Source organism: Acinetobacter tianfuensis (assembly GCF_003611465.1).
GTDB lineage: Bacteria > Pseudomonadota > Gammaproteobacteria > Pseudomonadales > Moraxellaceae > Acinetobacter > Acinetobacter tianfuensis.
This window is the reverse complement of sequence record NZ_RAXV01000001.1, coordinates 267,241-292,423: the sequence shown is the minus strand read 5'-3', so window position 1 is coordinate 292,423 and position 25,183 is coordinate 267,241. Positions and strand designations below refer to the sequence as shown.

At 42.5% G+C, this 25,183-nt stretch carries 27 protein-coding genes and 1 tRNA gene; 8 read left to right on the top strand and 20 right to left on the bottom strand.

The genetic code is table 11. From position 1 onward, the window contains the following. Positions 1-151: 151 nt before the first annotated feature. From mltB to D7V32_RS01360, 3 genes are all read left to right on the top strand, one after another. Positions 152-1,090 (top strand): lytic murein transglycosylase B, encoded by a 939-nt coding sequence (mltB, locus tag D7V32_RS01370; protein ID WP_407641523.1) that lies wholly within the window; start codon positions 152-154, stop codon positions 1,088-1,090. Between the two features lie 288 nt (positions 1,091-1,378). Beyond that, positions 1,379-1,993, top strand: coding sequence for a septal ring lytic transglycosylase RlpA family protein (locus tag D7V32_RS01365; RefSeq protein ID WP_120401112.1), 615 nt, complete (start codon positions 1,379-1,381; stop codon positions 1,991-1,993). Between the two features lie 157 nt (positions 1,994-2,150). Next, a complete protein-coding gene (locus tag D7V32_RS01360; RefSeq protein ID WP_120401148.1) occupies positions 2,151-2,594 on the top strand; it encodes an Mpo1 family 2-hydroxy fatty acid dioxygenase in 444 nt (147 codons plus the stop codon). A 92-nt stretch (positions 2,595-2,686) separates the two neighbouring features. Here the strand turns inward: D7V32_RS01360 and D7V32_RS01355 are convergent, their stop codons facing one another. From D7V32_RS01355 to rpsB, 6 genes are all read right to left on the bottom strand, one after another. After that, complete coding sequence (locus tag D7V32_RS01355; RefSeq protein WP_120401111.1) at positions 2,687-3,007, bottom strand: AzlD domain-containing protein; 321 nt, start codon at positions 3,005-3,007, stop codon at positions 2,687-2,689. Continuing rightward, positions 3,004-3,708, bottom strand: coding sequence for an AzlC family ABC transporter permease (locus D7V32_RS01350; protein WP_120401110.1), 705 nt, complete (start codon positions 3,706-3,708; stop codon positions 3,004-3,006). The genes D7V32_RS01355 and D7V32_RS01350 overlap by 4 nt, the downstream gene beginning before the upstream one ends. Positions 3,709-3,865: 157 nt before the next feature. After that, positions 3,866-4,705, bottom strand: coding sequence for an AraC family transcriptional regulator (locus D7V32_RS01345; protein ID WP_120401147.1), 840 nt, complete (start codon positions 4,703-4,705; stop codon positions 3,866-3,868). Positions 4,706-4,801: 96 nt separating this feature from the next. Beyond that, positions 4,802-5,326 carry a DUF3465 domain-containing protein gene (locus tag D7V32_RS01340; RefSeq protein ID WP_120401146.1) on the bottom strand — a complete coding sequence of 175 codons (525 nt, stop codon included), beginning with the start codon at positions 5,324-5,326 and terminating at the stop codon, positions 4,802-4,804. 195 nt (positions 5,327-5,521) lie between these two features. Next, positions 5,522-6,400 carry a translation elongation factor Ts gene (gene tsf, locus D7V32_RS01335; protein ID WP_120401109.1) on the bottom strand — a complete coding sequence of 293 codons (879 nt, stop codon included), beginning with the start codon at positions 6,398-6,400 and terminating at the stop codon, positions 5,522-5,524. 141 nt (positions 6,401-6,541) lie between these two features. Further along, on the bottom strand, positions 6,542-7,288 hold the full coding sequence (gene rpsB / locus D7V32_RS01330) for a 30S ribosomal protein S2 (protein WP_120401108.1): 747 nt from the start codon (positions 7,286-7,288) through the stop codon (positions 6,542-6,544). Between the two features lie 207 nt (positions 7,289-7,495). Here rpsB and map point away from each other — a divergent pair, with 207 nt between their 5' ends. The 3 genes from map to D7V32_RS01315 all read left to right on the top strand — a co-directional run bounded on the left by map (position 7,496) and on the right by D7V32_RS01315 (position 10,550). Continuing rightward, a complete protein-coding gene (gene map / locus D7V32_RS01325) occupies positions 7,496-8,323 on the top strand; it encodes a type I methionyl aminopeptidase (protein ID WP_120401107.1) in 828 nt (275 codons plus the stop codon). Positions 8,324-8,582: 259 nt separating this feature from the next. After that, positions 8,583-9,809: a pyridoxal phosphate-dependent aminotransferase gene (locus D7V32_RS01320; RefSeq protein ID WP_120401106.1), complete on the top strand. Its 1,227-nt coding sequence runs from the start codon at positions 8,583-8,585 to the stop codon at positions 9,807-9,809. A 303-nt stretch (positions 9,810-10,112) separates the two neighbouring features. Then, the gene (locus D7V32_RS01315; protein ID WP_171407548.1) at positions 10,113-10,550 is read left to right on the top strand and encodes a PaaI family thioesterase; all 438 of its coding nucleotides are present in this window, start codon (positions 10,113-10,115) and stop codon (positions 10,548-10,550) included. A gap of 70 nt (positions 10,551-10,620) precedes the next feature. On the opposite strand, the gene D7V32_RS01310 is transcribed toward D7V32_RS01315, so the two are convergent. Then, positions 10,621-11,064: a hypothetical protein gene (locus tag D7V32_RS01310; protein WP_120401104.1), complete on the bottom strand. Its 444-nt coding sequence runs from the start codon at positions 11,062-11,064 to the stop codon at positions 10,621-10,623. Between the two features lie 250 nt (positions 11,065-11,314). Here D7V32_RS01310 and D7V32_RS01305 point away from each other — a divergent pair. Then, positions 11,315-11,390, top strand: a tRNA-Asn gene (locus tag D7V32_RS01305). 601 nt (positions 11,391-11,991) lie between these two features. Here D7V32_RS01305 and miaE read toward each other — a convergent pair. From miaE to D7V32_RS01250, 11 genes are all read right to left on the bottom strand, one after another. Further along, the gene (gene miaE, locus D7V32_RS01300) at positions 11,992-12,645 is read right to left on the bottom strand and encodes a tRNA-(ms[2]io[6]A)-hydroxylase (RefSeq protein ID WP_120401103.1); all 654 of its coding nucleotides are present in this window, start codon (positions 12,643-12,645) and stop codon (positions 11,992-11,994) included. A gap of 13 nt (positions 12,646-12,658) precedes the next feature. Next, positions 12,659-13,384, bottom strand: a complete 726-nt coding sequence (gene pdxJ / locus D7V32_RS01295; protein WP_120401102.1) for a pyridoxine 5'-phosphate synthase — start codon at positions 13,382-13,384, stop codon at positions 12,659-12,661. Positions 13,385-13,398: 14 nt separating this feature from the next. Continuing rightward, entirely contained in the window at positions 13,399-14,109 is a 711-nt protein-coding gene (recO, locus tag D7V32_RS01290) for a DNA repair protein RecO (protein WP_120401101.1), read from the bottom strand. A gap of 11 nt (positions 14,110-14,120) precedes the next feature. After that, positions 14,121-14,315 (bottom strand): NF038104 family lipoprotein, encoded by a 195-nt coding sequence (locus tag D7V32_RS01285; protein WP_120401100.1) that lies wholly within the window; start codon positions 14,313-14,315, stop codon positions 14,121-14,123. Positions 14,316-14,351: 36 nt separating this feature from the next. Continuing rightward, the gene (gene era / locus D7V32_RS01280) at positions 14,352-15,380 is read right to left on the bottom strand and encodes a GTPase Era (protein ID WP_120401099.1); all 1,029 of its coding nucleotides are present in this window, start codon (positions 15,378-15,380) and stop codon (positions 14,352-14,354) included. Then, positions 15,380-16,078, bottom strand: a complete 699-nt coding sequence (rnc, locus tag D7V32_RS01275) for a ribonuclease III (RefSeq protein ID WP_120401098.1) — start codon at positions 16,076-16,078, stop codon at positions 15,380-15,382. The genes era and rnc overlap by 1 nt, the downstream gene beginning before the upstream one ends. Further along, entirely contained in the window at positions 16,050-16,421 is a 372-nt protein-coding gene (locus D7V32_RS01270; RefSeq protein WP_120401097.1) for a DUF4845 domain-containing protein, read from the bottom strand. The genes rnc and D7V32_RS01270 overlap by 29 nt, the downstream gene beginning before the upstream one ends. 22 nt (positions 16,422-16,443) lie before the next feature. Beyond that, complete coding sequence (gene lepB, locus D7V32_RS01265; protein ID WP_120401096.1) at positions 16,444-17,271, bottom strand: signal peptidase I; 828 nt, start codon at positions 17,269-17,271, stop codon at positions 16,444-16,446. Between the two features lie 23 nt (positions 17,272-17,294). Beyond that, positions 17,295-19,112, bottom strand: a complete 1,818-nt coding sequence (gene lepA / locus D7V32_RS01260; RefSeq protein ID WP_120401095.1) for a translation elongation factor 4 — start codon at positions 19,110-19,112, stop codon at positions 17,295-17,297. A 172-nt stretch (positions 19,113-19,284) separates the two neighbouring features. Beyond that, entirely contained in the window at positions 19,285-19,746 is a 462-nt protein-coding gene (locus D7V32_RS01255; protein WP_171407534.1) for an acyl-CoA thioesterase, read from the bottom strand. A 131-nt stretch (positions 19,747-19,877) separates the two neighbouring features. Next, positions 19,878-21,263: a Do family serine endopeptidase gene (locus tag D7V32_RS01250; protein WP_120401093.1), complete on the bottom strand. Its 1,386-nt coding sequence runs from the start codon at positions 21,261-21,263 to the stop codon at positions 19,878-19,880. Between the two features lie 227 nt (positions 21,264-21,490). On the opposite strand from D7V32_RS01250, the gene nadB reads away from it, so the two are divergent. Beyond that, positions 21,491-23,140 (top strand): L-aspartate oxidase, encoded by a 1,650-nt coding sequence (gene nadB / locus D7V32_RS01245; protein ID WP_171407533.1) that lies wholly within the window; start codon positions 21,491-21,493, stop codon positions 23,138-23,140. Between the two features lie 59 nt (positions 23,141-23,199). Here the strand turns inward: nadB and D7V32_RS01240 are convergent, their stop codons facing one another. After that, on the bottom strand, positions 23,200-24,075 hold the full coding sequence (locus D7V32_RS01240) for an arginase family protein (protein WP_120401091.1): 876 nt from the start codon (positions 24,073-24,075) through the stop codon (positions 23,200-23,202). A 5-nt stretch (positions 24,076-24,080) separates the two neighbouring features. Then, the gene (locus tag D7V32_RS01235; protein ID WP_120401090.1) at positions 24,081-25,049 is read right to left on the bottom strand and encodes a hypothetical protein; all 969 of its coding nucleotides are present in this window, start codon (positions 25,047-25,049) and stop codon (positions 24,081-24,083) included. Positions 25,050-25,183 lie beyond the last annotated feature (134 nt).

Sequence of the window (25,183 nt, the reverse complement as noted above, 5' to 3'; positions counted from 1 at the left end):
TAGCCTTAGAGCATTTATTACGTTAATGGCTTCATTTAGCATCGTCATGTCACTTAACACCCGCAAATAATAGGCTTGGAATTGAATATTTATGTACAAACATTTTTATAACAAACTTAAAATTATTCCTTTACTGGCAGCAGCCTTGTCTATGACTAGCTTCTGTCAGGCAAATGACTTCCAATCGAATCCCAATTATTTCAATTTTAAGCAAAAGACGATGCAAACTTACGGCCTGACTGCTGAGCAGGTCGATTGGGCTATGAATGGTGCAAAAAACTTGCCAAATATTATTCATATTATGAACCGTCCAGGGGAAAGCAAACCTTGGTACGATTATAAAACCAATTTCTTAGCCAACAGCACAATTCAGCGCGGCGCACGTTTTCAGCAGCAATATGCAGATACCTTAAACCGTGCAGAATTACAGTTCGGTGTGCCTCAATCTATTATCTTGGGCATTTTGGGTGTAGAAACAGGTTATGGCTCAAATAAAGGATCATTCATCACGCGTGATGCACTGGCAACATTAGGTTTTGGCTATGAACGCCGCGCAGCCTATTTCCAAGATGAATTGGCAGCGCTCATTGCATGGTCATACAAAGACGGTGTACCGGCCAACTCAATTGTCGGGTCTTATGCAGGCGCAGTTGGCTATCCGCAATTTATGCCAAGCAACATTCCAAAATTTGGCGTCGACTATGACGGAAATGGACATATTGATCTCAGAAATTCAGCTGTTGACGCGATTGGATCAATTGCAAATTATTTAGCGCAGCATGGCTGGCAGCGCGATCAGCCAATTGCTTTTGCAGCCCGTTATAGCGGCAATAATCCGGATGCAGTCATTTCAAAAGATTTAACGCAGCCTCAGCCTTATGGCGTTCTTAAAGCGCAAGGCATTACCCCCTTGAATCCTCATGTAAAAATTGATGATTTAGATATGGTGAATGTGATCCAGCTGCAAGAAAGTTTTGGCCCTGTCTATTACATTACTTACCCAAATTTTCAGGTCATTACGACGTATAACAAAAGCCGTATGTATGCCACAGCTTTATGGCTTTTAGGCACTGAAATTACCAGTCAATAAGACTGGTAATTCAATAAAAATATATAAAGTCAATAAATATTTTTATGCAAACGGTCATGTTTTGCACTTATTAAATATAATGTTACAACTTAGTATATTTTTTAATCAATCACTGTTGATTTCATGTACAATTTTCAAATATTTTAATTAAACACTAGACAGCTCAATTCGAGGATGAATATTATCCATTTCGTCAAATGTTGTTGCATAAGTGAAATAACAGACATCTTTGTATGCATATCAGTCACTTGAGATTGGTTCATACTCAATGTCTTTGGGAGATAAACAATGCAGTCTACGATTCTTAAATATGTCTTAGCCGCAGCTGCTGCTGTAGCGCTGAGTCAATCGCAAGCGGATATGGTGCAGTCATCATCATTAAACAATGATAATGATCACTCTCGCCTTGCTGCCCGTGCTCTAAACAAAGAAGCACAGAGCTTTAATTCAAACTTTACAAACCTAAGCAGCCTTTCAATCACTGAACGTTCGGGCGATAAAATCCGCCGCGAAACAATCGCAGCGAAAATTGAAATCCCTGAAGAAGAGCCTTCAGTGATTGAAAAACTGAACACTGTCGCGTCTAACACTGTTCGCCGCTTCAGCCAAACAGGCACAGCATCATGGTATGGCCGTCAGTTCCATGGCCGTAAAACTGCCAGCGGTGATACATTTGATATGAATGCACTGACTGCGGCGCACCGCAGCCTGCCATTAAATTGTTTTATTCGCGTTACCAATAAGAACAATGGCAAAAGTGTTGTTGTCAAAGTGAATGACCGCGGCCCATTCCATGGCAACCGCGTATTGGATTTATCTTATGGCGCAGCGAAGCAATTAGGTATTACCAACTCTGGCACAGCAAGTGTAAGTATTGAGCGTGTAGACGGCCCTAATTCTTAATCCCCCCTTCCTGCACACATTTGACAAAAACCGCATATTTATGCGGTTTTCTATTTTCATCACCTTAGTTTTGGCCTTTTTGAAAGTTGCATCTGTTCATCCTCCTTCATGTGCTCTATATTTTGAATATGCTTTTAATCACGGTTCAAAGTCAAAAATGAAAACAATAGAAGAATATGGTGAGAGTCATCAAAATAGAACCAATAAAATTATTCATTGGGTCTGTGTCCCTGCAATTTATTTTTCAATTATCGGTATTCTGGCAAATTTCAGCACTCTGCTCGCAGTATTAGTCTTTGCAATGGTTTTTATTTTTTATGCCCGCTTAGATGTTGTTTTAGCCATTGCGATGGCAGCGCTTACGCTTCTTATGGCATGGCTAATTTTCATCCTGCCAAGCAGTTTTGGGCTCTATATCACTTTGTTTATTTTGGCTTGGATTGGACAGTTTTATGGCCACAAAATTGAAGGGAAAAAGCCTTCATTCTTCAAAGATCTCCAATTCCTCCTGATTGGCCCGCTATGGTGCGCAGATGCATATCTAAGCAAATCACTGCATTTTTGGAAATCACGCCAAAAAACGCAAATGGCGAGCATTTAAAGGACCAATTTTTCAGCAGAGATGAAAAAGGCTCTTCGTTTAGCTTTTTTCATCAAATCCGCCCTCTTATTTGAATTACTTTCATCTCATTTTTAAAAATCGAAAAAATAAATCATGACATAAAAAAATAGCAAACTCAGCGCAATGCTAATCAGCATTTTGCGTGTAATTGCAGTCACGAAAACAGCAAAAACAGCGCCATAAAAATAGCTGTTGCTGATGATTCCTTTCCATTCACTGTGCTCGAAAAAGACAATCGGTGTAGAAATGGAAACCATCAGGCACGGCGCCGCATATTTCAGCATCCGCAGGGTAAAGTCTGGCAATTTAATTGCTGTTTTAGGCTCAAGAAAAAAGTAGCGGTTAAAAAAAGTCACCGCTGTCAGGCTGAATAGCAATATCCAACTCATCATCGGCTCCCTTTCCAATCCAGCCATGCTGCAGCCAGCATGCCGCACAGCCCTGCCAGCACAATAGCCGCTTCCAATTTCAGCCAAGAAAACACAGCTGCTGAAAGCGCTGACACACAGACTCCAACAATGGCCAGCCTGTTATTTAGCAAGACAACAGCCATTACCAAAAAGATAACAATAATTGAAAATTCCAAGTGAAAGGCGCTGAAATCTGGAACCATTGCAGCCAGCCCAATCCCTGCAATACTGCAGCCCACCCAGCATAGATAAAAGCTCAGTCCAGCCCCCAGTAGATATTTATAAGGCCGCTGATCATTCAGCATAGCAGTAGCATATAACTCATCCGTCAGTAAAAAACCAAAGCAGAGCCGTTTTGCCAATGGCAATTTGACCGCTTCATCTCTCAAATGCAGTGCATAAATAAAATGCTGGCTGGTTAAGAAAAATATGGTGAGTACAATACTGACAGCAGATGCGCCTGCTGACAGCATGCTCAAACTGACCAGCTGCGCGGCGCCCGCAAATACAAATGCAGACATGCCAATCGCCTGCATTAAGCTTAATCCCGCATTGACTGCTGCAGATCCAGCCAGAATCCCCCATGGAATGACGGCAATAGACAAGGGCAGCATATCCTGCACACCCTGCCAAAAGCCTAAAGACGGAGTGCCTTGCGCTGAATAAGGCCATGTTTTCATCATTACGGATTCGCCCCAAGTTCCAATCTCTAAAAAGGATGAATCCAAATGCACTGAATTGATTGAATAAAATTGCGGTATGCAGAAACAGTGCAAGTAAAGAAAATAAAACCGTTTCGCATACCTGCTGTATTCGAAGAATGATCCATGCTAAAAAAAGCTATGCAAAATTTTTATGAAGCCTGTATTGCGCAGGCGTACAGCCCAGCGATTTTTTAAAATGCCGAGTAAAGTGGCTTTGATCAGAAAAACCGCACAGCTGTGCAGTTAAAGCGATATCCTGGCCCTGTTTCAGCAGCTTCAGCGATTTCCGCAAACGGCATTGCACCAGCCAAGCATGCGGCGGCAATCCTGTATATTTTTTGTATTGGCGCAATAAGTGCCACTGGCTTAAACCCGCCATCTGCGCCAAATCAGCCAATTGATGCTCTTTTTCAGGTTCTGCAGCCAAAAACTCCTGTATCAGCTGAATTTTTTGCTCCGCCTCAGGTAATGATTTTAAATTTTGTTTTTCCCGCGCATGTTTAGTAAATAAATAGGCCAGTGTAGAAAGGTATAAACTTTGCTTAAATAATGCATTTTTAGGCTGCAGCAATAAGTCAAACAGCATATGCAGCTGCTGCGCCAGCCCCTCATCATGCACCACCGCTTGCGGAAACCATGGGGCAGCGCCAGTTTCTCTAAAAAAACCGACGCTAATTTCCCCCATCATTTCTGGAGTCGGATAAATCGCCCGATAGCGCCAGCCAGTCTCAACAGCTGAAGAGCCGGTATGCACCTCATCCGCATTCACCAGAATAATATCCCCTTTGGGGGCAATATGCTGACTCCCCATGGTTAAAAATGATTGAGCACCTTCATCAATTAAACCAATGCAATAACCTTCATGCGTATGTTTTGAAAACTGAGTTTGCTGATAGGATGCTTTCAGCAATTCCAGTCCGCCCAACTCCTGAACGTGCCAATAATCTGCAAATTCAAGCCTTTTATTCTCTTGCATGACTGCTCCTGTCTGATCAGCACCTAACATAGCTATTTTTCAATGCATGCATAGAACAAAATTGCTTATATTGAGTTTTATCCAATCATGGCAAGATTACTGATAAATTTTCCCATCATGCTTTAGCCAGCCATCCGCATGACGCTGCTGCGGATCATGATGCGTCCAATGTATCACACCGCCCTGCGCTGAATATTCATACTCACCATAGAATTCTACGCGGTCACCTTTTTGTATATTTTCAATACGAGGCGCTAAATCGATATTGTGCGCAACCAATACCGTTTGACCGTTTTGCAGCTGTAAAATAAATTTTTGATGCCGCGAACCTTCATTATCATCCTGCAGCACAGCCTTTACACGTCCACCCGCCTGTACCTGAACATTGCTTTGCTTACGTTCAAAAGCCTGCTGAATAATAGAAACATTATTTTGCGTATCAGAAGCTGCAGGAGTATTTGATTTCTCATCACCCGCATGCTGCTGAAAAGCCTGCTCATGCGGAGCTAAACTTTGTGACGACGGCGGCTGCAGTTTGTCTTGCTGAATATCCAAACCCAGATAAGCCGCTGCTAACAGGATAATGACTGAACCGATACCTATATTTGTTTTATTTGCCATAATCTGTGTATTTATCAATGATCTGAAATTATTGTAGGTGAAAACAATCCGCTGATATTTATATGTTTTGTGATCCTCAAATAACATGAAGCCCAAACCTAATAAATCTCTCAAATACTTCCTAAAAATCAGGTAAAAAAAAAGCCCCAATGAAGGGACTTTTTTTTGCACATAATTTTAGCCTAAAGGCAAAAATTATTGAGCAGCAGCAGCCTGAGCAGCAGCAACTTCATCAGCGAAGCTCATTTCTGCTTTCTTCTCAATACCTTCACCTACTTCGAAGCGAACGAATTGAGCAACTGCAGTACCAGTTGATTTAAGAATTTCAGCTACTTTCTTGTCGTTGTCGATAACGTACATTTGACGCTCAAGAACAACTTCGTTCAAGTATTTCTCTACTGAACCAGTAACCATTTTCTCAACGATGTTTGCTGGCTTGCCAGATTCGATCGCTTTCGCTTCAGCAATTTCTTTCTCTTTCGCGATAAGCTCAGCAGAAACGCCTTCAGCTGTAACAGCAACTGGATTGAACGCAGCAACGTGCATTGCAATACCTTTACCAGTAGCATCGTCACCAGCGTAAGCAACTACAACACCGATTTTTAAACCGTGTTTGTAAACAGCAAGATTTTCGCCTTCAACGATTGTTGCGCGGCGAACTTGGATGTTTTCACCGATTTTTTGAACTAGAGCAATACGCGCTTCTTCAACAGTAGCGCCATCTTCTAATTTAAGTTCAGCAATTTGAGCAGCATCAGTTACGCCAGCAGCAAGAGCAGCAGCAGCAACTTTAGCAGAGAAACCAGCAAAGTTTTCGTCTTTAGCAACGAAGTCAGTTTGGCAGTTAACTTCTAAAAGAAGCGCTTTATTGCCTTCTTTAACAATAGTAATCGCGCCGTCAGCAGCAATATTGCCTGCTTTTTTAGCAGCTTTTGCTTGGCCTGATTTACGAAGGTTGTCAATTGCTAGTTCGATGTCGCCGCCAGCTTCTGTCAACGCTTTTTTGCATTCCATCATTGCCAAACCAGTACGGTCGCGCAGTTCTTTAACCATGCTTGCAGTAATAGCAGTCATGTGAATCTCCTAAATTCGGTAGAAAATGAATTCTTTTTAGAACAGAAACGGCCCAGAGGTATCTCATGGGCCGCCTGCATACATAACGCTTACTTTGCCACCATTACATGGTGCAAAAATGACAAGCTCGCGTCAAACGCATTAAGCCTCAGAAGCAGGAGCTTCTTCGCCTTTAGCTTGTGCATTTGCTTGTGATTGAGCATATTCTTTACCAGCAAGAATCGCGTCAGCCATAGCAGAAGCATAAAGAGTAACTGCACGGATCGCATCGTCGTTACCAGGAATAACGTAGTCCACGTTGTCTGGGTTAGAGTTTGTATCAACGATACCGATTACAGGAATACCAAGGTTTTTAGCTTCTTTAATTGCAATTGCTTCGTGATCAACGTCGATTACGAATAATGCGTCAGGTAAACCACCCATGTTCTTAACGCCGCCAAGAGCGCGTTCAAGTTTTTCCATCTCACGAGTACGCTCTAGAGCTTCACGTTTAGTAAGCTTAGCGAAAGTACCGTCAGTAGATTGAGTTTGAAGGTCTTTTAAACGGCTGATTGACTGACGAAGAGTTTTCCAGTTAGTCAACATACCGCCTAACCAGCGGTGGTCTACATATGGCTGACCAGCGCGTTGAGCTTGTTCACGGATGATTGCAGAAGCTGCACGTTTTGTACCAACGAACAAAACTTTGTTCTTTTTGCTAGCCAAGTTGTTAGCAAAGTTCAAAGCATCATTTAACGCAGGAACAGTGTGCTCAAGGTTGATGATGTGAATTTTGTTGCGCGCGCCAAAGATGTAGTCGCGCATTTTTGGATTCCAAAAACGTGTTTGGTGACCGAAGTGAGCGCCTGCAGTAAGTAGGTCGCGCATGCTTACGTTGTAATCTGCCATTTTCTTTACCTTAAAGTTTGGGTTAGGCCTCCATATATCCGCATTCTCCACCCTTGCGGGCACCCAGAGAAATGTGTCGATATATGTGCGGATTTTATTGCCCCATCGCACAAAGCCCGTGAAAGATATTCACGAAAAAGCATTTGATAAAATGGGCGGCTATTTATACCATAGTCACATACAAATTTCCAAAAGTTTTTAAAGATCATGAACAGTACTTACGAAGCTCCCCGCCGTTTAATTAAAACTCCAGACGAAATTGAAAAAATGCGTGTGGCTGGCCGGCTGGCAGCAGAAGTTTTGGATATGATCAAACCGCATATTGTTCCAGGTGTGACAACCTTAGAGCTTGATACGATTTGTCATGACTATATTGTTAACAAACAGGATGCGATTCCTGCATGTTTAGGTTATGGCGCTGCCCCTGGCCGTCCGGCTTTCCAGCACGTAATCTGCACATCTGTTAACCATGTTGTATGCCACGGCATTCCATCGGAATCTAAAGTACTTAAAAAAGGCGACATCTTAAATATTGATGTGACTGTGATTAAAGACGGTTACCATGGTGACACCAATATGATGTACATCGTTGGCGGTGAAACCTCTATTCTCGCAAATCGTTTATGTAAAGTTGCACAAGAAGCCATGTACCGCGGCATCGAAACTGTTAAACCAGGCTCAACAATTGGCGATATTGGCTATGCAATTCAAAAATATGTTGAATCTGAACGTTTTGGCGTTGTGCGTGAATATTGCGGTCACGGGATTGGCACTGTTTTCCATGACGAACCGCAAGTGCTTCACTATGGTCAAGGCAACTCAGGCATGATTTTAGAAGAAGGCATGACCTTTACCATTGAGCCAATGGTAAACGGCGGCGACTGGAAGACTAAACTGCTTGGCGACAAATGGACAGTAGTGACTAAAGACCATAGCTTGTCTGCACAGTATGAACACACGCTTCTAGTGACAAAAAATGGTGTTGAAGTATTAACTGCACGTCCAGAAGAAGACTTATCACGCTTCCAGCAATAAGCCTTAAGAAAACATTAAAAAAGCTGCCTAAGGCAGCTTTTTTATTCATAAGATTTATTTTATCAAACTCTAAACAATCATCACATTTATAAATATATGCGCAGCCCATCTATCCTTTTTTCCAGCGCAAATAAAGAAAAGCCGCCCTTAAGCTGCGCTTTTTTGAAGATTGGCAGAATTCATTCTCCCCTTTATGCGCCATTTTAGGCTAAAATACTGTGCTTTTTAATTTTTAATCCCTATAAGAAGGAATACTGCCGTGGACGTACGTCTCTCTGATCGTGTAAATGCCATCAAACCGTCCCCAACTCTTGCTGTAACGAACAAAGCAGCTGAATTGAAAGCTGCGGGTAAAAACGTTATTGGTTTGGGCGCTGGCGAACCTGATTTCGACACACCGCAACACATCAAAGATGCAGCAATTGCAGCGATTAACAATGGCTTCACAAAATATACAGCTGTTGACGGTACTCCAGGCCTTAAAAAAGCAATTATCGCGAAATTCAAACGCGACAATAACCTTGACTATGCAGCAAACCAAATCTTGGTTTCTTGCGGTGGTAAGCAGTCATTCTTCAACTTAGCGCTTGCTTTGTTAAACAAAGGCGATGAAGTGATTATTCCTGCTCCTTTCTGGGTAAGCTACCCAGATATGGTGATCATCGCTGAAGGCGTGCCTGTAATCGTGAAATGCGGTGAAGAACAGCGCTTCAAAATTACTCCAGAACAATTAGAAGCAGCAATCACTGACAAAACTCGCTTAGTGGTATTAAACAGCCCGTCTAACCCGACTGGCATGATCTACACTAAAGCTGAATTAGAAGCTTTAGCAGAAGTATTACGCAAATATCCAGAAGTTTATATCGCTTCTGATGATATGTATGAGCCAATCCGCTGGGATGATGAGTTCTACAACATTGCAACTGTTGCTCCAGATCTTTATGACCGCACTATCGTTCTTAACGGCGTGTCTAAAGCATACGCAATGACTGGCTGGCGTATTGGCTATGCAGCGGGTCCTGCTAAGCTTATTGGCGCAATGAAAAAAATTCAGTCTCAATCAACTTCAAACCCAACTTCTATTTCACAAGTTGCTGCTGAAGCTGCATTGAATGGCCCACAAGATGTACTTGAGCCAATGATTGAAGCATTTAAACGCCGTCACGACTTAGTCGTAAAAGGCTTGAATGACATCAACGGCATTACTTGCCTTCCAGCTGACGGCGCATTCTATGCATATGCAAACATCCGTCCATTAATTCGTGCAAAAGGCTTAAAATCTTGTACAGAATTCTCTGCATGGTTATTGGAAGAAACTGGTGTTGCAGTTGTTCCTGGTGATGCATTCGGTCTAGGCGGCTACATGCGTATTTCTTATGCAACTGCTGATGAAGTACTTGTCGATGCACTTGCGCGTATCAAAAAAGCTGCTGACTCAATCGAAGGCGTAGACGCTGCGATTGCTTCAATTGCTGCTGAAAAATAATTTGATTTAAATATCAAATTTAAAAAACCCGCGAAATTCGCGGGTTTTTTATGCATACAGCTTTCATAAGCTGCAATTTTTTATATACGGTCAATATAAATACAGCATAAAAGCATTCAATCAATAAACCAGTTTCTAACATCCTCCTCCTAGCTACAACATACACCAAGCAGTATGTGATGAATTGTGTATCTAATAAAAAATAAGTTTTTCATTTACCTTAAAGAATTGACGCGCAAACATTTTTTTGTTTTATTAATAATCAAGTTCCAAAAAGGAACTCAAAAATATAAAAAGGACAATATCATGAATCCCAAAGAAATGACCGGACTGCAGCTGCTTCAAGCCATGTGCGCTGGGAAAATTCCGCCCGCAAGCATTAGCGAGACTATTCCTATGCAGCCATTTGAAGTATCTGAGGGCAATATCAGCTTTAAGGCCAAAGCAGACCAACGCCATTTGAACCCGCTTGGCGGCGTCCATGGCGGTTTTGCAGCGACAGTGCTGGATTCCGTCACAGGCTGCGCTGTACACAGCATGCTTGAAGCTGGCGTAGGTTATGGCACCATTGATCTAAATATTAAAATGTGCCGCCCCATCCCGCAGAACAAAGAACTTTTAGCTGTGGGCACACTGATTAATATCAGTAAAAATTTAGGTATATCCGAGGGAAAAATTATTGATGAAGATGGCAAGCTATATGCTCATGCGACAGCAACCTGCATGATTATCCGCCCTTAAAAACAGTGCTGCCAGACAGAAGTTTACTGTAAAATTCTGTCTGGCTTCACACTAAAACTTAAATAGATTGCTAAACAACACGCTGCAGCGTATCCAATTTCACCTGCGGGCGATTAAGGCTTTTCCAAATACAATAAAATTGAAACAGTGAATTCACTGAAGTCAATTCTGACTGCGCCGCATCATTCAACCATGCATTTGCTTTATTTTGCCCTGTCAGCAAATTCCCTTCTATCGCAAAAACAAAACGGTTAAATTGAGGCTTTAAATCCGCTTTAGCACGGAAAACTGAATTAATTAATGGTGCCTTTTCAGTATTCACAACCCATTTATCACCCAGCCACAACTGCAATAAATCACCTAAAAATAACTGCTGCGGTGCTGCAGGCCAGATCTGTACATATGCATCAGCCACAGGCGTATAGTAGCGTTCTGGATCATCTAAGATAGAAAGATACTGATCTTGATATAGTTTGAAATTTGAGAACAATTGAGAAATAGTAAGCGTATTCATTCGCTTTCTCCTGTTTAGCCATTTAGTGCTGGCAAGTTGGTTTAAATCCACACTGTTCGGGCTTAAGCCTGAACATTCTGTTGTTAAATTCAGACTATCAAGTGAAATTTCAATTTACAAGGTGCAGCCAAACTAATTTTGCTATTTGACACCTCTTTGTCTAAATAAAAAGCATATAGATTAAAAATGATAGAAACATGACAGTTTTTACTTGACCCTCTTATAAATCCCCTTATAATCAGCTTCAGATTCTCCCATAGCTCAGTCGGTAGAGCGACGGACTGTTAATCCGCAGGTCCCTGGTTCGAGCCCAGGTGGGAGAGCCAAATTTTTTAAAGAACCCGTTCATTATGAAACGGGTTTTTTATTGCCTGAATATTTTATAGCTACCAATAACAAACAGCACAAACTAGGCTTTTGACTTAAAACCCAATCAATCACAACTAAAAGCCAAGGTATATTTTCTACTGACTTGCCGTTCACCTCAAATACCTACGCATCATCCACCTGCTCTCCCAAAACACAACTGCTTAATGCTCCAGCATTAGACCAGTCTGCATCAATAAGACAAGTTTTCATCTTTTGGGATTGAGATAATGCAATTTAAGACCCTAAATACAGTCTCTTATGAAAATGAGCTGTGATAAAAACCTGACACCATAGCCGTATAATTATGAAAAACTTGATAGTGCATTGGTACAGCATAGAAATAATGCGCCAATGAGAACATCGAAATACTGCCTAAAGGACAATGACCGCCGATTAGTTTAAAAATTTCATCTCTCCCCAATAAATAAATTATAAAAATTCATAGCAGCTAGATTACACAATCATATAAATAATTTTTATTCAAAAATCCCACACACTCAACACTCAGCTTCAGCAACATAGGCAAAAAAAATCCCCCTTAACGGAGGATTTTTATACCTAGGCAGCCTGTGCCGGCACACCGCTATGAAAGCGGAATAGCTCATCAGGTGCTAGAATTAAATTTTTCTCTACTTCACGGATATGCTCAATACGCTCCTGAATATCCTCTTTAGGATTTTTCAGCTTAGCCGTTTTCGCCACATCCATCGCCAGCGTCAGATAGTCCTCAAAATGACGAGATTCCGACTTAAGCAGATATCGGTAATAACGGCCCAAATCCTCATCAACAACAGGCGCCAGCGCATAGAAACGTTCACAAGAGCGGGCTTCTACAAAAGCGCCAATGATTAAAATATCAATTAAAGCTTCTGGCTCATAAGTACGCACCTCTTTACGCAGGCCTCCTGCATAACGTCCCGCACTAATTGCAGTCCATTCCTGCCCGCGCTTTTTCATCAACTCCAGCACTTGCTCATAATGCAGCATTTCTTCACGCACAAGCTGTGCCAGCCGAACTTGCAAATCTGCATAGAAGTTGTAGCGAAACATCAGATTCATTGCTGTACTGGCAGCTTTTTTTTCACAATTTGCATGATCCTGCATCAGGATATCCAAGCTGTTTACCGCCTCATCCAGCCATTCTTTAGGTGTCTCACAGCCTAAGAAGCCAATGACTGGCTTCATTAATGCATCATAATCAATATTTGACATAAATTTAAATCACTTAACGGGCAGCTTTAATTACAGCTTTCATTTCTTGCACTGCTTGAGCCAAACCGACAAACACAGCATCTGCAATTAAAGAATGACCAATATTCAGCTCATGAATTTGCGGGATTTTAGCAATCGGGGTCACATTATCCAAATTCAGACCATGGCCGGCATTCACCACCAAGCCTTTCGCTGCCGCATATTCAGCGCCTTTAACAATACGCTCGAGTTCACGCTGCTGCGCTTCAGGTGTATGAGCATCTGCATAAGCGCCAGTATGAATCTCAATGGTCGGCGCACCGCATGCAACCGCAGCATCAATTTGCGCTAAGTCTGCATCAATAAATAAAGAAACATCACAGCCAATTGCTGAAAGTTCTTGTGTGGCCGCCTTGACCGCTTCAAAGTTAGCAACAACATCCAAACCGCCTTCAGTTGTTACTTCTTGACGTTTTTCAGGTACAAAACAAACATGATGCGGCTGAATTTCTTTTGCAAACGCAACCATTTCATCCGTCACCGCCAACTCTAAGTTCATACGGGTTTTTAAAGCTGGGCGCATGCGGCGCACATCATCATCTTGAATATGACGGCGGTCCTCTCGCAAGTGCAGTGTAATACCTTCTGCGCCAGCCTGTTCACAAATTAGCGCCGCGTTTACAGGATCTGGGTAAGCGGTACCACGCGCTTGGCGCAATGTCGCCACATGGTCAATATTTACACCAAGTAAAGCAGCCATAATATATTCCTAACTTACGATTTTGATTGAGAGTTTTGCACCCAAAGCTGACGGCTTTTCAACGACCGCTCACCCAGCAAAGAAGTAATCATTTGCCGGTAAAGCTTCGTGAGCAATTGTAACTGTTCTGGACTAAAATCCATACCCTTTTCATATTCAGACATAGACAGCACCTGCTGTCCAGTCATAGATACCCGACTGGCTTGAATAACAGGCATGAAGCCATCATTCAGTTGAAATTGATAATTTTGCAGCGCCATTATAGGCTCTTGATTTGAGTCCACAGTGAAATCCAAGGGATAGCCCAGCTCCTCAAGCAGCTCATGCTCAAAACGCCTGAGTATTTGCCTTAATTCAACATCTGGCGAAACATGGGAGGCCAGTGACTGCAAATGATGTAAAGTTTCTGCATATTGCGCAAATGTTTGCGGCATCTCAACCTCTGGCGGGCAAAGACGCAGCAAAATTTCATTAAGATAGAAGCCAGAAAAAAAGGCATCACCAAAAAAGAAAATTGGCTGATTGATGATTTCCAGCTTTGTAAAGTTTTTAAGGTCCGACTTACCAGAAGCCTGCAAACAAATAGGCTGATATTGAGGAGGAGGAGTTTGACGCAATATACCATCCACTCGCCCATGTTCCTGCGTAAATAGATGCACAATATGACTGCGTTCACGGTATTTGCGGTGATGGATTAAGTAACCATGCAGAATTTCATTACGCATGAATTAAAACATCAATCCTTATCTTTTTTCTCTTTTTGATCTTCTTCGTCATCGCCATCAGGAATGACTGCACCCACAACTGCTGCCGTGCCCTTCACAACACCCTTTGTGGTTTTATAGGCTACTTTTACAGGAACAGTCACCAGTTTATGTACACAGCCTTGTAAAAACAAAATACAAGCAAGTATTGCTGCCACTTTCAACATGATCTATTCCTATAAAAGTTAGTCTTTTACTGCTGCTTAGATATCGCTATATCCTAAGCTTTTTAATGCGCGCTCATCATCAGACCAGCCGCCTTTCACTTTAACCCAAAGTGTCAGCATGATTTTTTGCTCGAACATTTTTTCCATGTCCACACGCGCATCCATACCGATCTTCTTCAGTTTTGTGCCTTTTTCACCAATCACAATCGCTTTTTGGCCTGGACGGTCGACAAAAATTGTTGCATCAATATAAGTACATGCAGGCTTAGGACGGCCAGTTTTTTCATTAATCGTTGCTTCTTCAGTCTTAAATGACTCAATTTGCACCGTTAAATCATAAGGCAGCTCTTCACCCAGCTGACGCATAATTTTTTCACGGATTACCTCTGACGCTAAGAAGCGCTCAGAACGGTCCGTCAGCTGCTCTAAAGAATATAGCGGCGGCTGGAAAGGAAGATAGTTTTCAATCGTATCGCGCAAGTGATCTAAGTTCGCGCCGCGTAAAGCCGATACAGGAACAATTTCTGCGAAATTCATGAGTTTTGCACGTGACTGAATCAATGGCAATGCATGGTTTTTATTTTCCAGCGTATCAATTTTATTGATCACAAGAATCACCGGCATATCTGCATTTTTCAGCTTCTCCAAAACAAGTTCATCGTTTTGAGTCCACTTATCTGCATCAAGCACAAATAAAACCAAGTTTACGTCACGAAGTGCTGAATGCGCTGCGCGGTTCATCATTTTATTGATAGCGCGCACTTCTTTTTTATGCATCCCTGGCGTATCCACAAATACGGCCTGAGATTTTTCACGCGAATCAATACCCACGATTTTATGACGTGTCGTTTGCGGCTTACGTGAAGTAATCGAAAGTTTTTGTCCTAAAATATGGTTCATCAACGTTGATTTACCAACGTTTGGACGGCCCACAATCGCAACAAAACCGCTCTTATAATCAGAAGGAATGGTTGTTCCTTGTGAACTGAAGAACTGATTAATTAAGTCATTGCCGCTGTCTTGCGGCTCGTGATCAGCATCGATGTGATCGGAATGAGTAGTCATTAAGACTTTTGCTCCAAAATTTTTAAGATATCTGCCGCTACTGCCTGCTCAGCAAAGCGGCGGCTTGATCCCTCACCATAGCATACTGGCAAGCCTGCAACCGTACATTCCACTTTGAAATGCTGATTTGGCGCATCACCTTGAATATCAATCACTTCGTAAACCGGGAGAGGTTTTTTACGCGCTTGAAGATATTCCTGTAAACGTGATTTGGGGTCTTTAAGCTGGTCTGTAGGCTCAATATTATCTAAATATGGCGCATACCATTTAAGTACAACGGGCTCCAGAATTTTTAAATCCTGACAATCGACATAGATTGCGCCAATAATTGATTCTACAGTATCTGCGAGTATAGACTCGCGATGATGACCGCCTGATTTCAACTCACCCGTACTTAAAATTAAGTTTTGGCTGAGCTTTAAATCATTTGCAATTTTACCCAATGCTTCCTGACGCACCAATGTTGCGCGCATACGCGTTAGACGGCCTTCATTTTCATGAGGGTAAGCATGGTATAAATAATTTGCGATAATCATACCTAACAATGAATCGCCTAGATATTCTAGACGCTCATAGTTATGTTTATGGCTCACCGATCGGTGGGTCAAGGCCAGCTGCAGCAGCTCTGGCTGCTTAAACTGATAACCGATACGGCTGGCTAAACGAACTTCATTTAGCTTTGACTGAGCTTTGATCAAAATCTTTCTCGAACTTTAACACAATATCTATATTCAATAAGAATGGCTTTCTTATCTCATAATTTTTTTTGACTTGAAGGCCATCCACATTTAACACCTTCGCAATTTCCTCAAACTTCAAATCACGGACATTATTCATCTCTAAACGCTGCGACATCTGAGAATTAAATTTTTCAGGTGTAATATTTTTCGGACTGCTTTGTATTAACTCTTCAATCTGAGAATCTACAACACGGTCATCCCAATAAGGCCCCCACACTGCAATAAGAACTTTAGCAATAAGCGCTAAACCAATGACTGCAAATAATATCGCGATATACGATGCCCCTTTTTGATTGCGCATTTTTTATTTTCCTAATGATGCATTAATCAATTGTACCGTTACGGCTAAATGACGGCAATTTAAAACCAGGCTCTTTATGCATCCACTTATAGAAAGCACGGCCTGTCAGGTTTTCTTCAGGCACAAATCCCCAGAAACGGCTGTCAGCACTTTGATCACGGTTATCTCCCATCGCGAAGTAATGACCTTCTGGAACTTTGACTTCCCAATATAAACCATTTTCATTAGCATATTTTCCATTTTCAACATAGTTGATAAATGGCGCCTGACGGGCGACATTTACCCCTTCAAGCTCACGCATGGTAAACGTATGTTTGCCTAACGTTTCCTTATGATAAATCGAAGCCGGTGTATCTAAAATATCTTTTTCACGGCTGAATTCAGCTGGAACTTTAGCAACTTTTTGACCATTAATAATCAGCTGCCCATGATCATAAACAATATGATCACCCGGCAAACCTACAATACGCTTAATATAGCTGATTGTCGGCTGCGGCGGGTAACGGAACACTGCAACATCACCGCGCTCAGGCTCACCTGTATCAATAATTTTTGTATTGATGATTGGCAAACGTACACCATATTCAAATTTATTGACCAAAATAAAATCCCCAGTCTCCAAAGTCGGAACCATAGAGTCTGAAGGAATATTAAACGGCTCATACAAAAATGAACGCAGGATTAAAACAACAGCCAATACAGGCCAGAAATCATATGCCCATGCGATAATGACATTTTCATTCCCCTTGCCTTTGGTTTGTCTTTGTCTCCAGACAAGTTTATCCAACAGCCACACAATAAAGAACACCAATGTGACTGGTACAAGGATTAAATTAAAATCAAAATCCATGAGCTAAATGACCTCAGTATTTATTATCTTTCTACTTTCAATACAGCAAGGAACGCTTCTTGCGGGATTTCTACACTGCCCACTTGTTTCATACGTTTCTTACCTTCTTTTTGTTTCGACAGAAGTTTCTTCTTACGAGACACGTCGCCGCCATAACATTTAGCCAATACGTTTTTACGCATTGCTTTAACTGTTGAACGGGCAATAATTTGCGCACCAATTGCTGCCTGAATCGCAACATCAAACATTTGACGCGGAATCAAATCTTTCATTTTCTCTACCAGCGCGATACCGCGATGGCGTGCATCCTGACGGTGGCAGATCATTGCTAGCGCATCCACCTTATCACCATTAATCAGCACATCAACTTTAACTAAAGACGAAGATTCAAAACGGACAAAGTTATAGTCAAGCGATGCAAAACCGCGCGAGCATGACTTCAATTTATCAAAGAAGTCCATGACAACTTCAGCCATTGGGATTTCAAATGTAATTGACACTTGGTTTGCCATGAACTTCATGTCTTTTTGCACACCGCGGCGCTCAACACATAAAGTCATTACATTACCGAGGTATTCCTGAGGAACAAGAATATGGCATTCCGCAATCGGTTCACGCAAATCTTCTACAGTTGAACCGTCTGGCATTTTTGACGGGCTGTCAATGTAAATGGTTTGACCGCTCTTCATTACAGCTTCATAAATAACCGTTGGCGCAGAAGAAATCAGGTCTAAATCGTACTCGCGCTCTAAACGCTCCTGTACGATTTCCATATGCAGCATACCCAAGAAGCCGCAGCGGAAACCAAAACCTAATGCATCTGAGCTTTCTGGTTCAAAAAATAATGCAGAGTCATTAATTTGCAACTTATGAAGCGCTTCACGGAACGGTTCAAAATCACTCGCATCAATTGGGAACAAGCCTGCATAAACTTGCGGTTTCACCTTTTTAAAACCTGGCAATGTCGCAACTTCAGGTGTTGTTGCTAAGGTAATGGTATCACCGACTGGCGCGCCAAAAATATCCTTAATGCCTGCAATGACGAAACCGACTTCACCCGCTTCCAGCATGCCAGTTTCTGTATGTTTCGGATTAAAAATACCCACAGAGGTAATAATGTGCGTTTGGCCTGTTGATTTCATCAACATTTTGTCGCCTTTGCGCACTCGGCCTTGCTTAACGCGCACTAAAGAGACAACGCCTAAATAGTTATCAAACCAAGAGTCGACAATCAAAGCCTGCAATGGCGCATCACGGTCACCTGCAGGTGCAGGAATCACATCAACCAAGCGCTCAAGCACACCCTCAATACCTAAACCTGTTTTTGCTGAACACGTCGGCGCATCAGTCGCTTCAACACCAATGATATCTTCAATTTCTTGAATAACACGTTCTGGCTCAGCCTGCGGCAAGTCAATTTTATTTAGAATAGGTAAAACTTCTAGGCCTTGCTCAATTGCGGTATAGCAGTTCGCAACAGATTGCGCTTCTACGCCCTGTGCGGCATCAACAACCAGTAAAGCGCCTTCACAAGCAGCTAAAGAGCGTGATACTTCATAAGAAAAGTCAACGTGCCCCGGCGTATCAATAAAGTTCAGCTGATACTCTTCACCATTTGGATGCGTGTAGTACAAGGTGACTGAAGTAGCTTTGATAGTAATACCGCGCTCACGCTCCAGCTCCATAGAGTCAAGAACCTGAGCCTGCATTTCACGATCCTGCAAACCGCCGCACGTTTGAATAAAACGGTCAGCTAGTGTCGACTTGCCATGATCGATGTGCGCAATGATCGAAAAGTTACGAATGTTTTTTATATCAACAGATTTTTTAGCTTGCGCCATGGGCTACCTTGAACAAAATAAAGCGTTATGCAAACAAAGAACGATGCACAACAAAAGCCGAATTGAAATTGCTGAGGATTATAGCAGATGGTTTTTTTAAAGTATCGAAAATAATGAACTCCTTTACGGCTTTATTCTTTCGATATTTTCATATGCTATTTCCTCAATAGCATCATGCTTCAACAACGGGATGATATTGACTGAAATCCATAGGATTTTCAGCTGCCGAGATTGGCTGATAGGCCTGCGTAAAACTTGGCGACATGCGTTTAGGGCGGCCCGTTGCAATCTCAACACATGCCCACTGCGTATTTCCCATAAACAATACCGTTTGGTCCTTAAGCCGGTAGAAAACATATTGGCGGTATGAATACAGCGCATTGATGTCGCTCAGCCAAGTCCGCAAGATGATTTCCTCTCCTTCAAAAGCTGCTTTACGGTATTGCACATGATGCTCAACAGCCACCATGGCATGTTTCAGTTCAATATATTGCGCCAACCCTAAACCCAAATGTTCTATATGCGCTGTGGCCACATCCTGCATCCAGCTGACATAGACCACATTATTTACATGTCCCAGCACATCGATATGCTCTGGCTGCACAGTTAGCTTTAAATCAAATACGCTGCTCATTCTTTCCTTGGAAATATCTTTCATATTTGGCTTAGTCTAAGCCAATTTCAGCTCAGGTAAATTGCAAAATCTGAACATTAAATAAAAAACCGCTTCATCTGAAGCGGTTTAATACATTCAAATCCCTTAAACTATTGAATGCGCATACCGACAATTGCACGCTGGCCTTCACGAATAATTGCAACACGGGCAATCGTGCCTTTTTTCAGCTCAGATACTGCCGCAATAAATTCATTCGAATTATTGACAGTTTTATTATTAATTTGCGTAACAATATCGCCCGGTAAAATTTTTGCTTGAGCAGCAATACCGTCACGGCGCACATCTTCAATCAATACACCGCCTTTAATTTCTAAGCGGCTGAGCTCATTTGGGCTCAAATTCCGGATACTTACCCCCAGCACTGGGCCTTTTGCCCCCTGTGCCTGCACCTCTGCTTTTGCTGGAGTATCATCCGGCGCAGTAGACAGCTGAGCGCTGATATTGCGGCGCGCATCATCACGCAGCACTTCCAGCTGAATACTCTGATTAGGTACAGCACGGTTCAAGTAGTTCAACAATTCTGCTGTACGTGAAATCGGCGACCCATTAAATTTCAAAATAACATCACCAGCTTTAAATCCAGCTTTTGCTGCAGGTGAATTCGGCACTACCTGCGTAATGAGTGAGCCTTCTGGCTTAGGCAAATGATATGATTCGGCTAAATTACGGTCGATATCCTGCAAACTCACGCCCAAATATGCACGGGTGACTTTACCCGTCTTTTTCAGCTGATCCGCCACATCCATTGCCACATCAATTGGAATAGAAAATGACAAGCCCATATAACCGCCGGTACCGCTGAAAATGCGCGAGTTCACTCCGACAACCTCACCGCGCTGATTAAACAGCGGTCCGCCAGAGTTGCCCGGATTTAAAGCAACATCGGTTTGAATAAACGGTACGGATGTCTCTCCCATCATATTGCGCATTTTTGCGCTGACAATACCTGCTGAAGCAGAATAGTCAAAACCGAATGGTGAGCCGATCGCCAATACAGGCTCACCGACTTTCAGCTGATCAACATTGCCAGTACGCAGTTCGGGGAAATTGCCGCCTGTCACTTTCAGCAATGCAACATCTGTGCGTTCATCACTGCCCACAACTTTGGCATCAATTTCACGGCGGTCATTCAGCACAATCGTCACTTTTGAAGCATCTTCCACCACATGGTGATTCGTTAGCAAATAACCATCTTTACTAATGAAAAATGCGCTGCCGAACGCCGTTTTTTCCTGCGGCATACGCTGCTGAGGAATAATGACCTGATTGCCAAAAAAGCGTTTTAAAATTTCAGGCACCTGCTGCTGCAGCAATTCTTCCTGAGTCATTTTCTTCACAACATTCACGCTGACCACAGCAGGGCTGACCTGCTCCACCAAATTTGAAAAATCCACTGGAGCAGCTGCATTCACCTGAACTGAAGCTGCTGTAAAAACAGCAGCATATAAACCTTTTTGTAGATATTGATTTTTCATACCAAGTATTTACCCTGATTTTGATATTTTGAAATACGTTAGTTTTTATCACAAAGCTCGTTATTCATGCGTAATAAAATGTTTAATTAATTTCTTATAAACAACAATTTAATTATTCCTTAAAAATACACGGTCTATGAATAATATTCATCATTTAAACATGCACTAAGGCTTGCGTTTTAATTGAAAAACCGCTGTTATTATCAAACTTTTTTCAAATTAGCTCGATGGATATGCCTAATTTAGAAACAACGCATCATTTTGATGTGATTATTGTCGGCAGCGGCGGTGCTGGCCTGAGCTTAGCACTGTCATTGCCAAACCATTTCAACATTGCTGTATTAGCTAAATCCACGCTCACCGATGCCAGCACTTTTTATGCCCAAGGCGGTGTCGCAGCAGTTTTAGATGAAACGGATTCGATTGAACAGCATATCGATGACACGATGATCGCAGGCGCTCATTTATGTGAATTGAGCGCTGTTAAACAAACAGTAGAAGGCGGCAAGCCTTCGGTTGATTTCCTGCTGAATCATGGCGTTCAATTCACACTTGATGAAGATGCTCAGCTGCATTTAACCCGTGAGGGCGGACACTCCCAGCGCCGTATTATTCACGCTGCAGATGCAACAGGCCGCGCCATCTCCACCACCTTAGTACAGCGTGCGCAAGAAAAAGAAAATATTACAATTTTTGAAAATTATATTGCGATCGATCTGATCACATCCCAAAAACTTGGCTTAGATGAAACCAACCGCACCATAGGCCTCTATGCTTTAGATGAGCATACAGATCAAGTCCATACTTTCCTTGCCCCCTTTACCGCACTTGCTTGCGGCGGCGCAATGAAAGCGTATTTATATACATCAAACCCTGACATTGCTACGGGTGACGGCATTGCTATGGCATACCGTGCGGGCTGCCGTGTTGCCAATATGGAATTCAACCAATTCCATCCCACTTGCCTCTACCACCCTCAAGCGCGCTCATTTTTAATTACCGAAGCGATGCGCGGCGAAGGCGCTTATTTACGTTTGCCTGACGGTGAGCGCTTTATGCTGCGTTTTGATGACCGCGCAGAACTTGCACCTCGTGATATTGTGGCCCGCGCAATTGACTATGAAATAAAACGGCTGGGCATTCGTCATGTCTGGCTGGACATCACGCACAAACCTGAAAGCTTTGTTAAAGAGCACTTCCCTACACTTTATGCACGCTTGCTGGAGCTGGGCATCGACATCACCAAAGAAATGATACCTGTCGTACCTGCAGCGCATTATACCTGCGGCGGCGTTGTCGTCGATGAGCACAGCGAAACCGATATTGCCGGCCTGTATGCAATTGGTGAAACCTCCTATACCGGCCTGCATGGCGCAAACCGAATGGCAAGCAACTCACTTTTAGAATGCTTTGTATATGGCATGAGTGCAGCTAAACATATTCAGGACAGCTATCATGCGGACTACTCATCGCCTGCTGTACCTGCATGGGATGATTCGCAAGTAACAAATCCAGATGAGGATGTCGTCATTCTGCAGAACTGGGATGAACTGCGTCAAACCATGTGGAACTATGTGGGGATTGTCCGCACTACAAAACGTTTGCAGCGGGCATTGCACCGCATAGAAATGCTGAAGCGTGAAATTACGGAATATTATCAAGATTATCAGGTCAGTAAGAACCTAATCGAACTGCGCAATTTAGTGCTTGTCTCTGAAATGATTGTCCGCTGCGCCATGGAGCGTAAAGAATCACGCGGCTTACACTTTACTTTAGACTATCCGGACTTAGCTCCTGAACTGCGTAAAACTGTGCTGACACCGCCCGACTTTCAAACACAATGCCCTCTGGTGAATATTGTGGAAATTACAGGCTAAAACCAGCCCAAAATACAAAAAACCGAATCAATATGACTCGGTTTTTTGTATGGCAATCTCTATGAGTCCAAATAATATACCTGTAACGCCGCACGAAAGCTTGAAACATGCAGGCTTACCAAATCATCCAGCTTCTGATAGCCTCCTGCCAATACAAACATCAGCGGTATCTGGCTCCTTTTTGCCAGCTTAAAGACCATCTCCTCACGTTTTTGAATCAATTCACTGCTGAACCAGCTGGAGCCGAATGGATCTGCCTGATGACAATCCATGCCTGCCTGATACACAATTAAATCTGCACCCCAATCTTCTGCTTTTTGAAAAGCCTCATGTACAGCTAAAGTATACTGAGCAAAGTTACCTTTATCTTTATGGATATGCCGTGTGATTGAACGCTCATAGGTCGGACAGCCAAAAGCCAAGCCATAAATGCTGAAGTTGAATAAATTGTCCAGCTGTTTAGTAAATTCCGCTGTGCCATTTCCCCCATGCTGATCACAATCCAAAACAAAAATTTTTTTATCTGGAAAATGCTGCGCAATCAGCGCCAAACCGTTAAAAGTACAAAATGCCCCGCCAAATTCATGCACTGCATGATGAAAGCCTTGCGCAATATTCGCAGATATGCCCTTTTGCCAAGCCAGTTCAGCAGCCAAAATCTGCCCAGCGTTAATCCGCAGCACAGCATCACGCAGCTGTGTATTCCATGGCTTAAAACCAGCAAAAGTTGCCAGTTTCTCAGGTGTACCTGTTAAAAATGCATCGACATAATTTACTGCATGCAGCTGTTTTAAAATATCTATATTCAGCGGTTCAGGTTCATGAAACTGAATTTGACCCAGCTCACTTAAAGCATCAGCAACTGCTTTAAGCTTTTCCATACTATTGGTATGCGTTTTTGCAAAATAGGATGGTGAATAACAAACATCAAGCATAAGGACTAATCCAGTTGTGAAAGCGCGACATTAATCAATTGCTGCATTTCAGTCGTTCCCGGACTGAATAAACCATTTGCAACCTGCTGTTCAAAGTGCGTACTGAAAGCGCGTTTACGGTTTTCAGGTGAGACCGCCAGTGTTGTCAGCCTTAAAAACCAAAAACCGTTAATGGCTGTATGATGCATAACATAACCTTTAAACTCCTTATTTGGCCTTTTATCTGCCACTTCGGCACGGTCATAATTTACAGAAAAAAGCGAACCGACTGGCAAGCGGATACCATTCATAATGAGCGGTTTTAAGCTAATGCAGGAGTGATCATCTCCCATATTCATTTTTTCCATCAGCAAAGGCTGGCCATCATCATCTACAAAAATATTGATTTCACCCTGACGCAGCAATTGGCGATGGGCAATTTTTAAAAAGAAATTTTCCGCCATCGGGCAAGATCCGACTTTGGGCTTGTCACTGATATTATTCAACTCAACCAGTCCCGTATTGGCGGCTGACTTTGGCAATAGAACGTCTTCAATCAGACTGCAAATTAACTTACTTTCTTCTAAAGTCGCTTTTTGGCTTAAATTACGCAGCGCAGCCTGTCTTCGGTATTCTGTATCTAATGCTGTTTTATATTCACCATCATCTGCTACAGCCAAATACGCCTGCACTTGCGTATTTTGATCCAGATTATGCCAATCCGATAAATCTAAATGATGCGTTGCACTGTGCTCTATAATTTTACGCAGCTGCTTCGTTTCCCAGTTTTCAAATAATTTTAAATCTTGAAAATCTTCGCTGTCGCGGGCGCTATTTACATACTCTGCCAATACTCGCGTAGCTTGGGTATAACCGCAGCCGCGGCGTTCCGTCTGATGTGAATAGTGCTCATTCAGCATTTCACTTAGCTTGACTGAAAGCGGCTGGACACTATTTTTTAATAACCCCAAAACTTCATGATCTGCGGATGTCATGACTATTCTCTCTGTATCTCTGTTTTTATTATATTTTTTTATTTATTTTTCGAAGTTTACATTTTGTGACAACACGCTTGCTCTTGCAAAAAAGCTGTCAATAATTTAATAAATAACGACGCAGCGCACATTAA

Bases quoted from the DNA above. Each gene is read 5' to 3' on its own strand.
- mltB (WP_407641523.1), top strand. From the start codon at position 152: ATGACTAGCTTCTGTCAGGCAAATGACTTCCAATCGAATCCCAATTAT.
- D7V32_RS01365 (WP_120401112.1), top strand. From the start codon at position 1,379: ATGCAGTCTACGATTCTTAAATATGTCTTAGCCGCAGCTGCTGCTGTA.
- D7V32_RS01360 (WP_120401148.1), top strand. From the start codon at position 2,151: ATGAAAACAATAGAAGAATATGGTGAGAGTCATCAAAATAGAACCAAT.
- D7V32_RS01355 (WP_120401111.1), bottom strand. From the start codon at position 3,007: ATGATGAGTTGGATATTGCTATTCAGCCTGACAGCGGTGACTTTTTTT.
- D7V32_RS01350 (WP_120401110.1), bottom strand. From the start codon at position 3,708: ATGATGAAAACATGGCCTTATTCAGCGCAAGGCACTCCGTCTTTAGGC.
- D7V32_RS01345 (WP_120401147.1), bottom strand. From the start codon at position 4,705: ATGCAAGAGAATAAAAGGCTTGAATTTGCAGATTATTGGCACGTTCAG.
- D7V32_RS01340 (WP_120401146.1), bottom strand. From the start codon at position 5,326: ATGGCAAATAAAACAAATATAGGTATCGGTTCAGTCATTATCCTGTTA.
- tsf (WP_120401109.1), bottom strand. From the start codon at position 6,400: ATGACTGCTATTACTGCAAGCATGGTTAAAGAACTGCGCGACCGTACT.
- rpsB (WP_120401108.1), bottom strand. From the start codon at position 7,288: ATGGCAGATTACAACGTAAGCATGCGCGACCTACTTACTGCAGGCGCT.
- map (WP_120401107.1), top strand. From the start codon at position 7,496: ATGAACAGTACTTACGAAGCTCCCCGCCGTTTAATTAAAACTCCAGAC.
- D7V32_RS01310 (WP_120401104.1), bottom strand. From the start codon at position 11,064: ATGAATACGCTTACTATTTCTCAATTGTTCTCAAATTTCAAACTATAT.
- miaE (WP_120401103.1), bottom strand. From the start codon at position 12,645: ATGTCAAATATTGATTATGATGCATTAATGAAGCCAGTCATTGGCTTC.
- pdxJ (WP_120401102.1), bottom strand. From the start codon at position 13,384: ATGGCTGCTTTACTTGGTGTAAATATTGACCATGTGGCGACATTGCGC.
- recO (WP_120401101.1), bottom strand. From the start codon at position 14,109: ATGCGTAATGAAATTCTGCATGGTTACTTAATCCATCACCGCAAATAC.
- D7V32_RS01285 (WP_120401100.1), bottom strand. From the start codon at position 14,315: ATGTTGAAAGTGGCAGCAATACTTGCTTGTATTTTGTTTTTACAAGGC.
- era (WP_120401099.1), bottom strand. From the start codon at position 15,380: ATGACTACTCATTCCGATCACATCGATGCTGATCACGAGCCGCAAGAC.
- D7V32_RS01270 (WP_120401097.1), bottom strand. From the start codon at position 16,421: ATGCGCAATCAAAAAGGGGCATCGTATATCGCGATATTATTTGCAGTC.
- lepB (WP_120401096.1), bottom strand. From the start codon at position 17,271: ATGGATTTTGATTTTAATTTAATCCTTGTACCAGTCACATTGGTGTTC.
- lepA (WP_120401095.1), bottom strand. From the start codon at position 19,112: ATGGCGCAAGCTAAAAAATCTGTTGATATAAAAAACATTCGTAACTTT.
- D7V32_RS01255 (WP_171407534.1), bottom strand. From the start codon at position 19,746: ATGAGCAGCGTATTTGATTTAAAGCTAACTGTGCAGCCAGAGCATATC.
- D7V32_RS01250 (WP_120401093.1), bottom strand. From the start codon at position 21,263: ATGAAAAATCAATATCTACAAAAAGGTTTATATGCTGCTGTTTTTACA.
- nadB (WP_171407533.1), top strand. From the start codon at position 21,491: ATGGATATGCCTAATTTAGAAACAACGCATCATTTTGATGTGATTATT.
- D7V32_RS01240 (WP_120401091.1), bottom strand. From the start codon at position 24,075: ATGCTTGATGTTTGTTATTCACCATCCTATTTTGCAAAAACGCATACC.
- D7V32_RS01235 (WP_120401090.1), bottom strand. From the start codon at position 25,049: ATGACATCCGCAGATCATGAAGTTTTGGGGTTATTAAAAAATAGTGTC.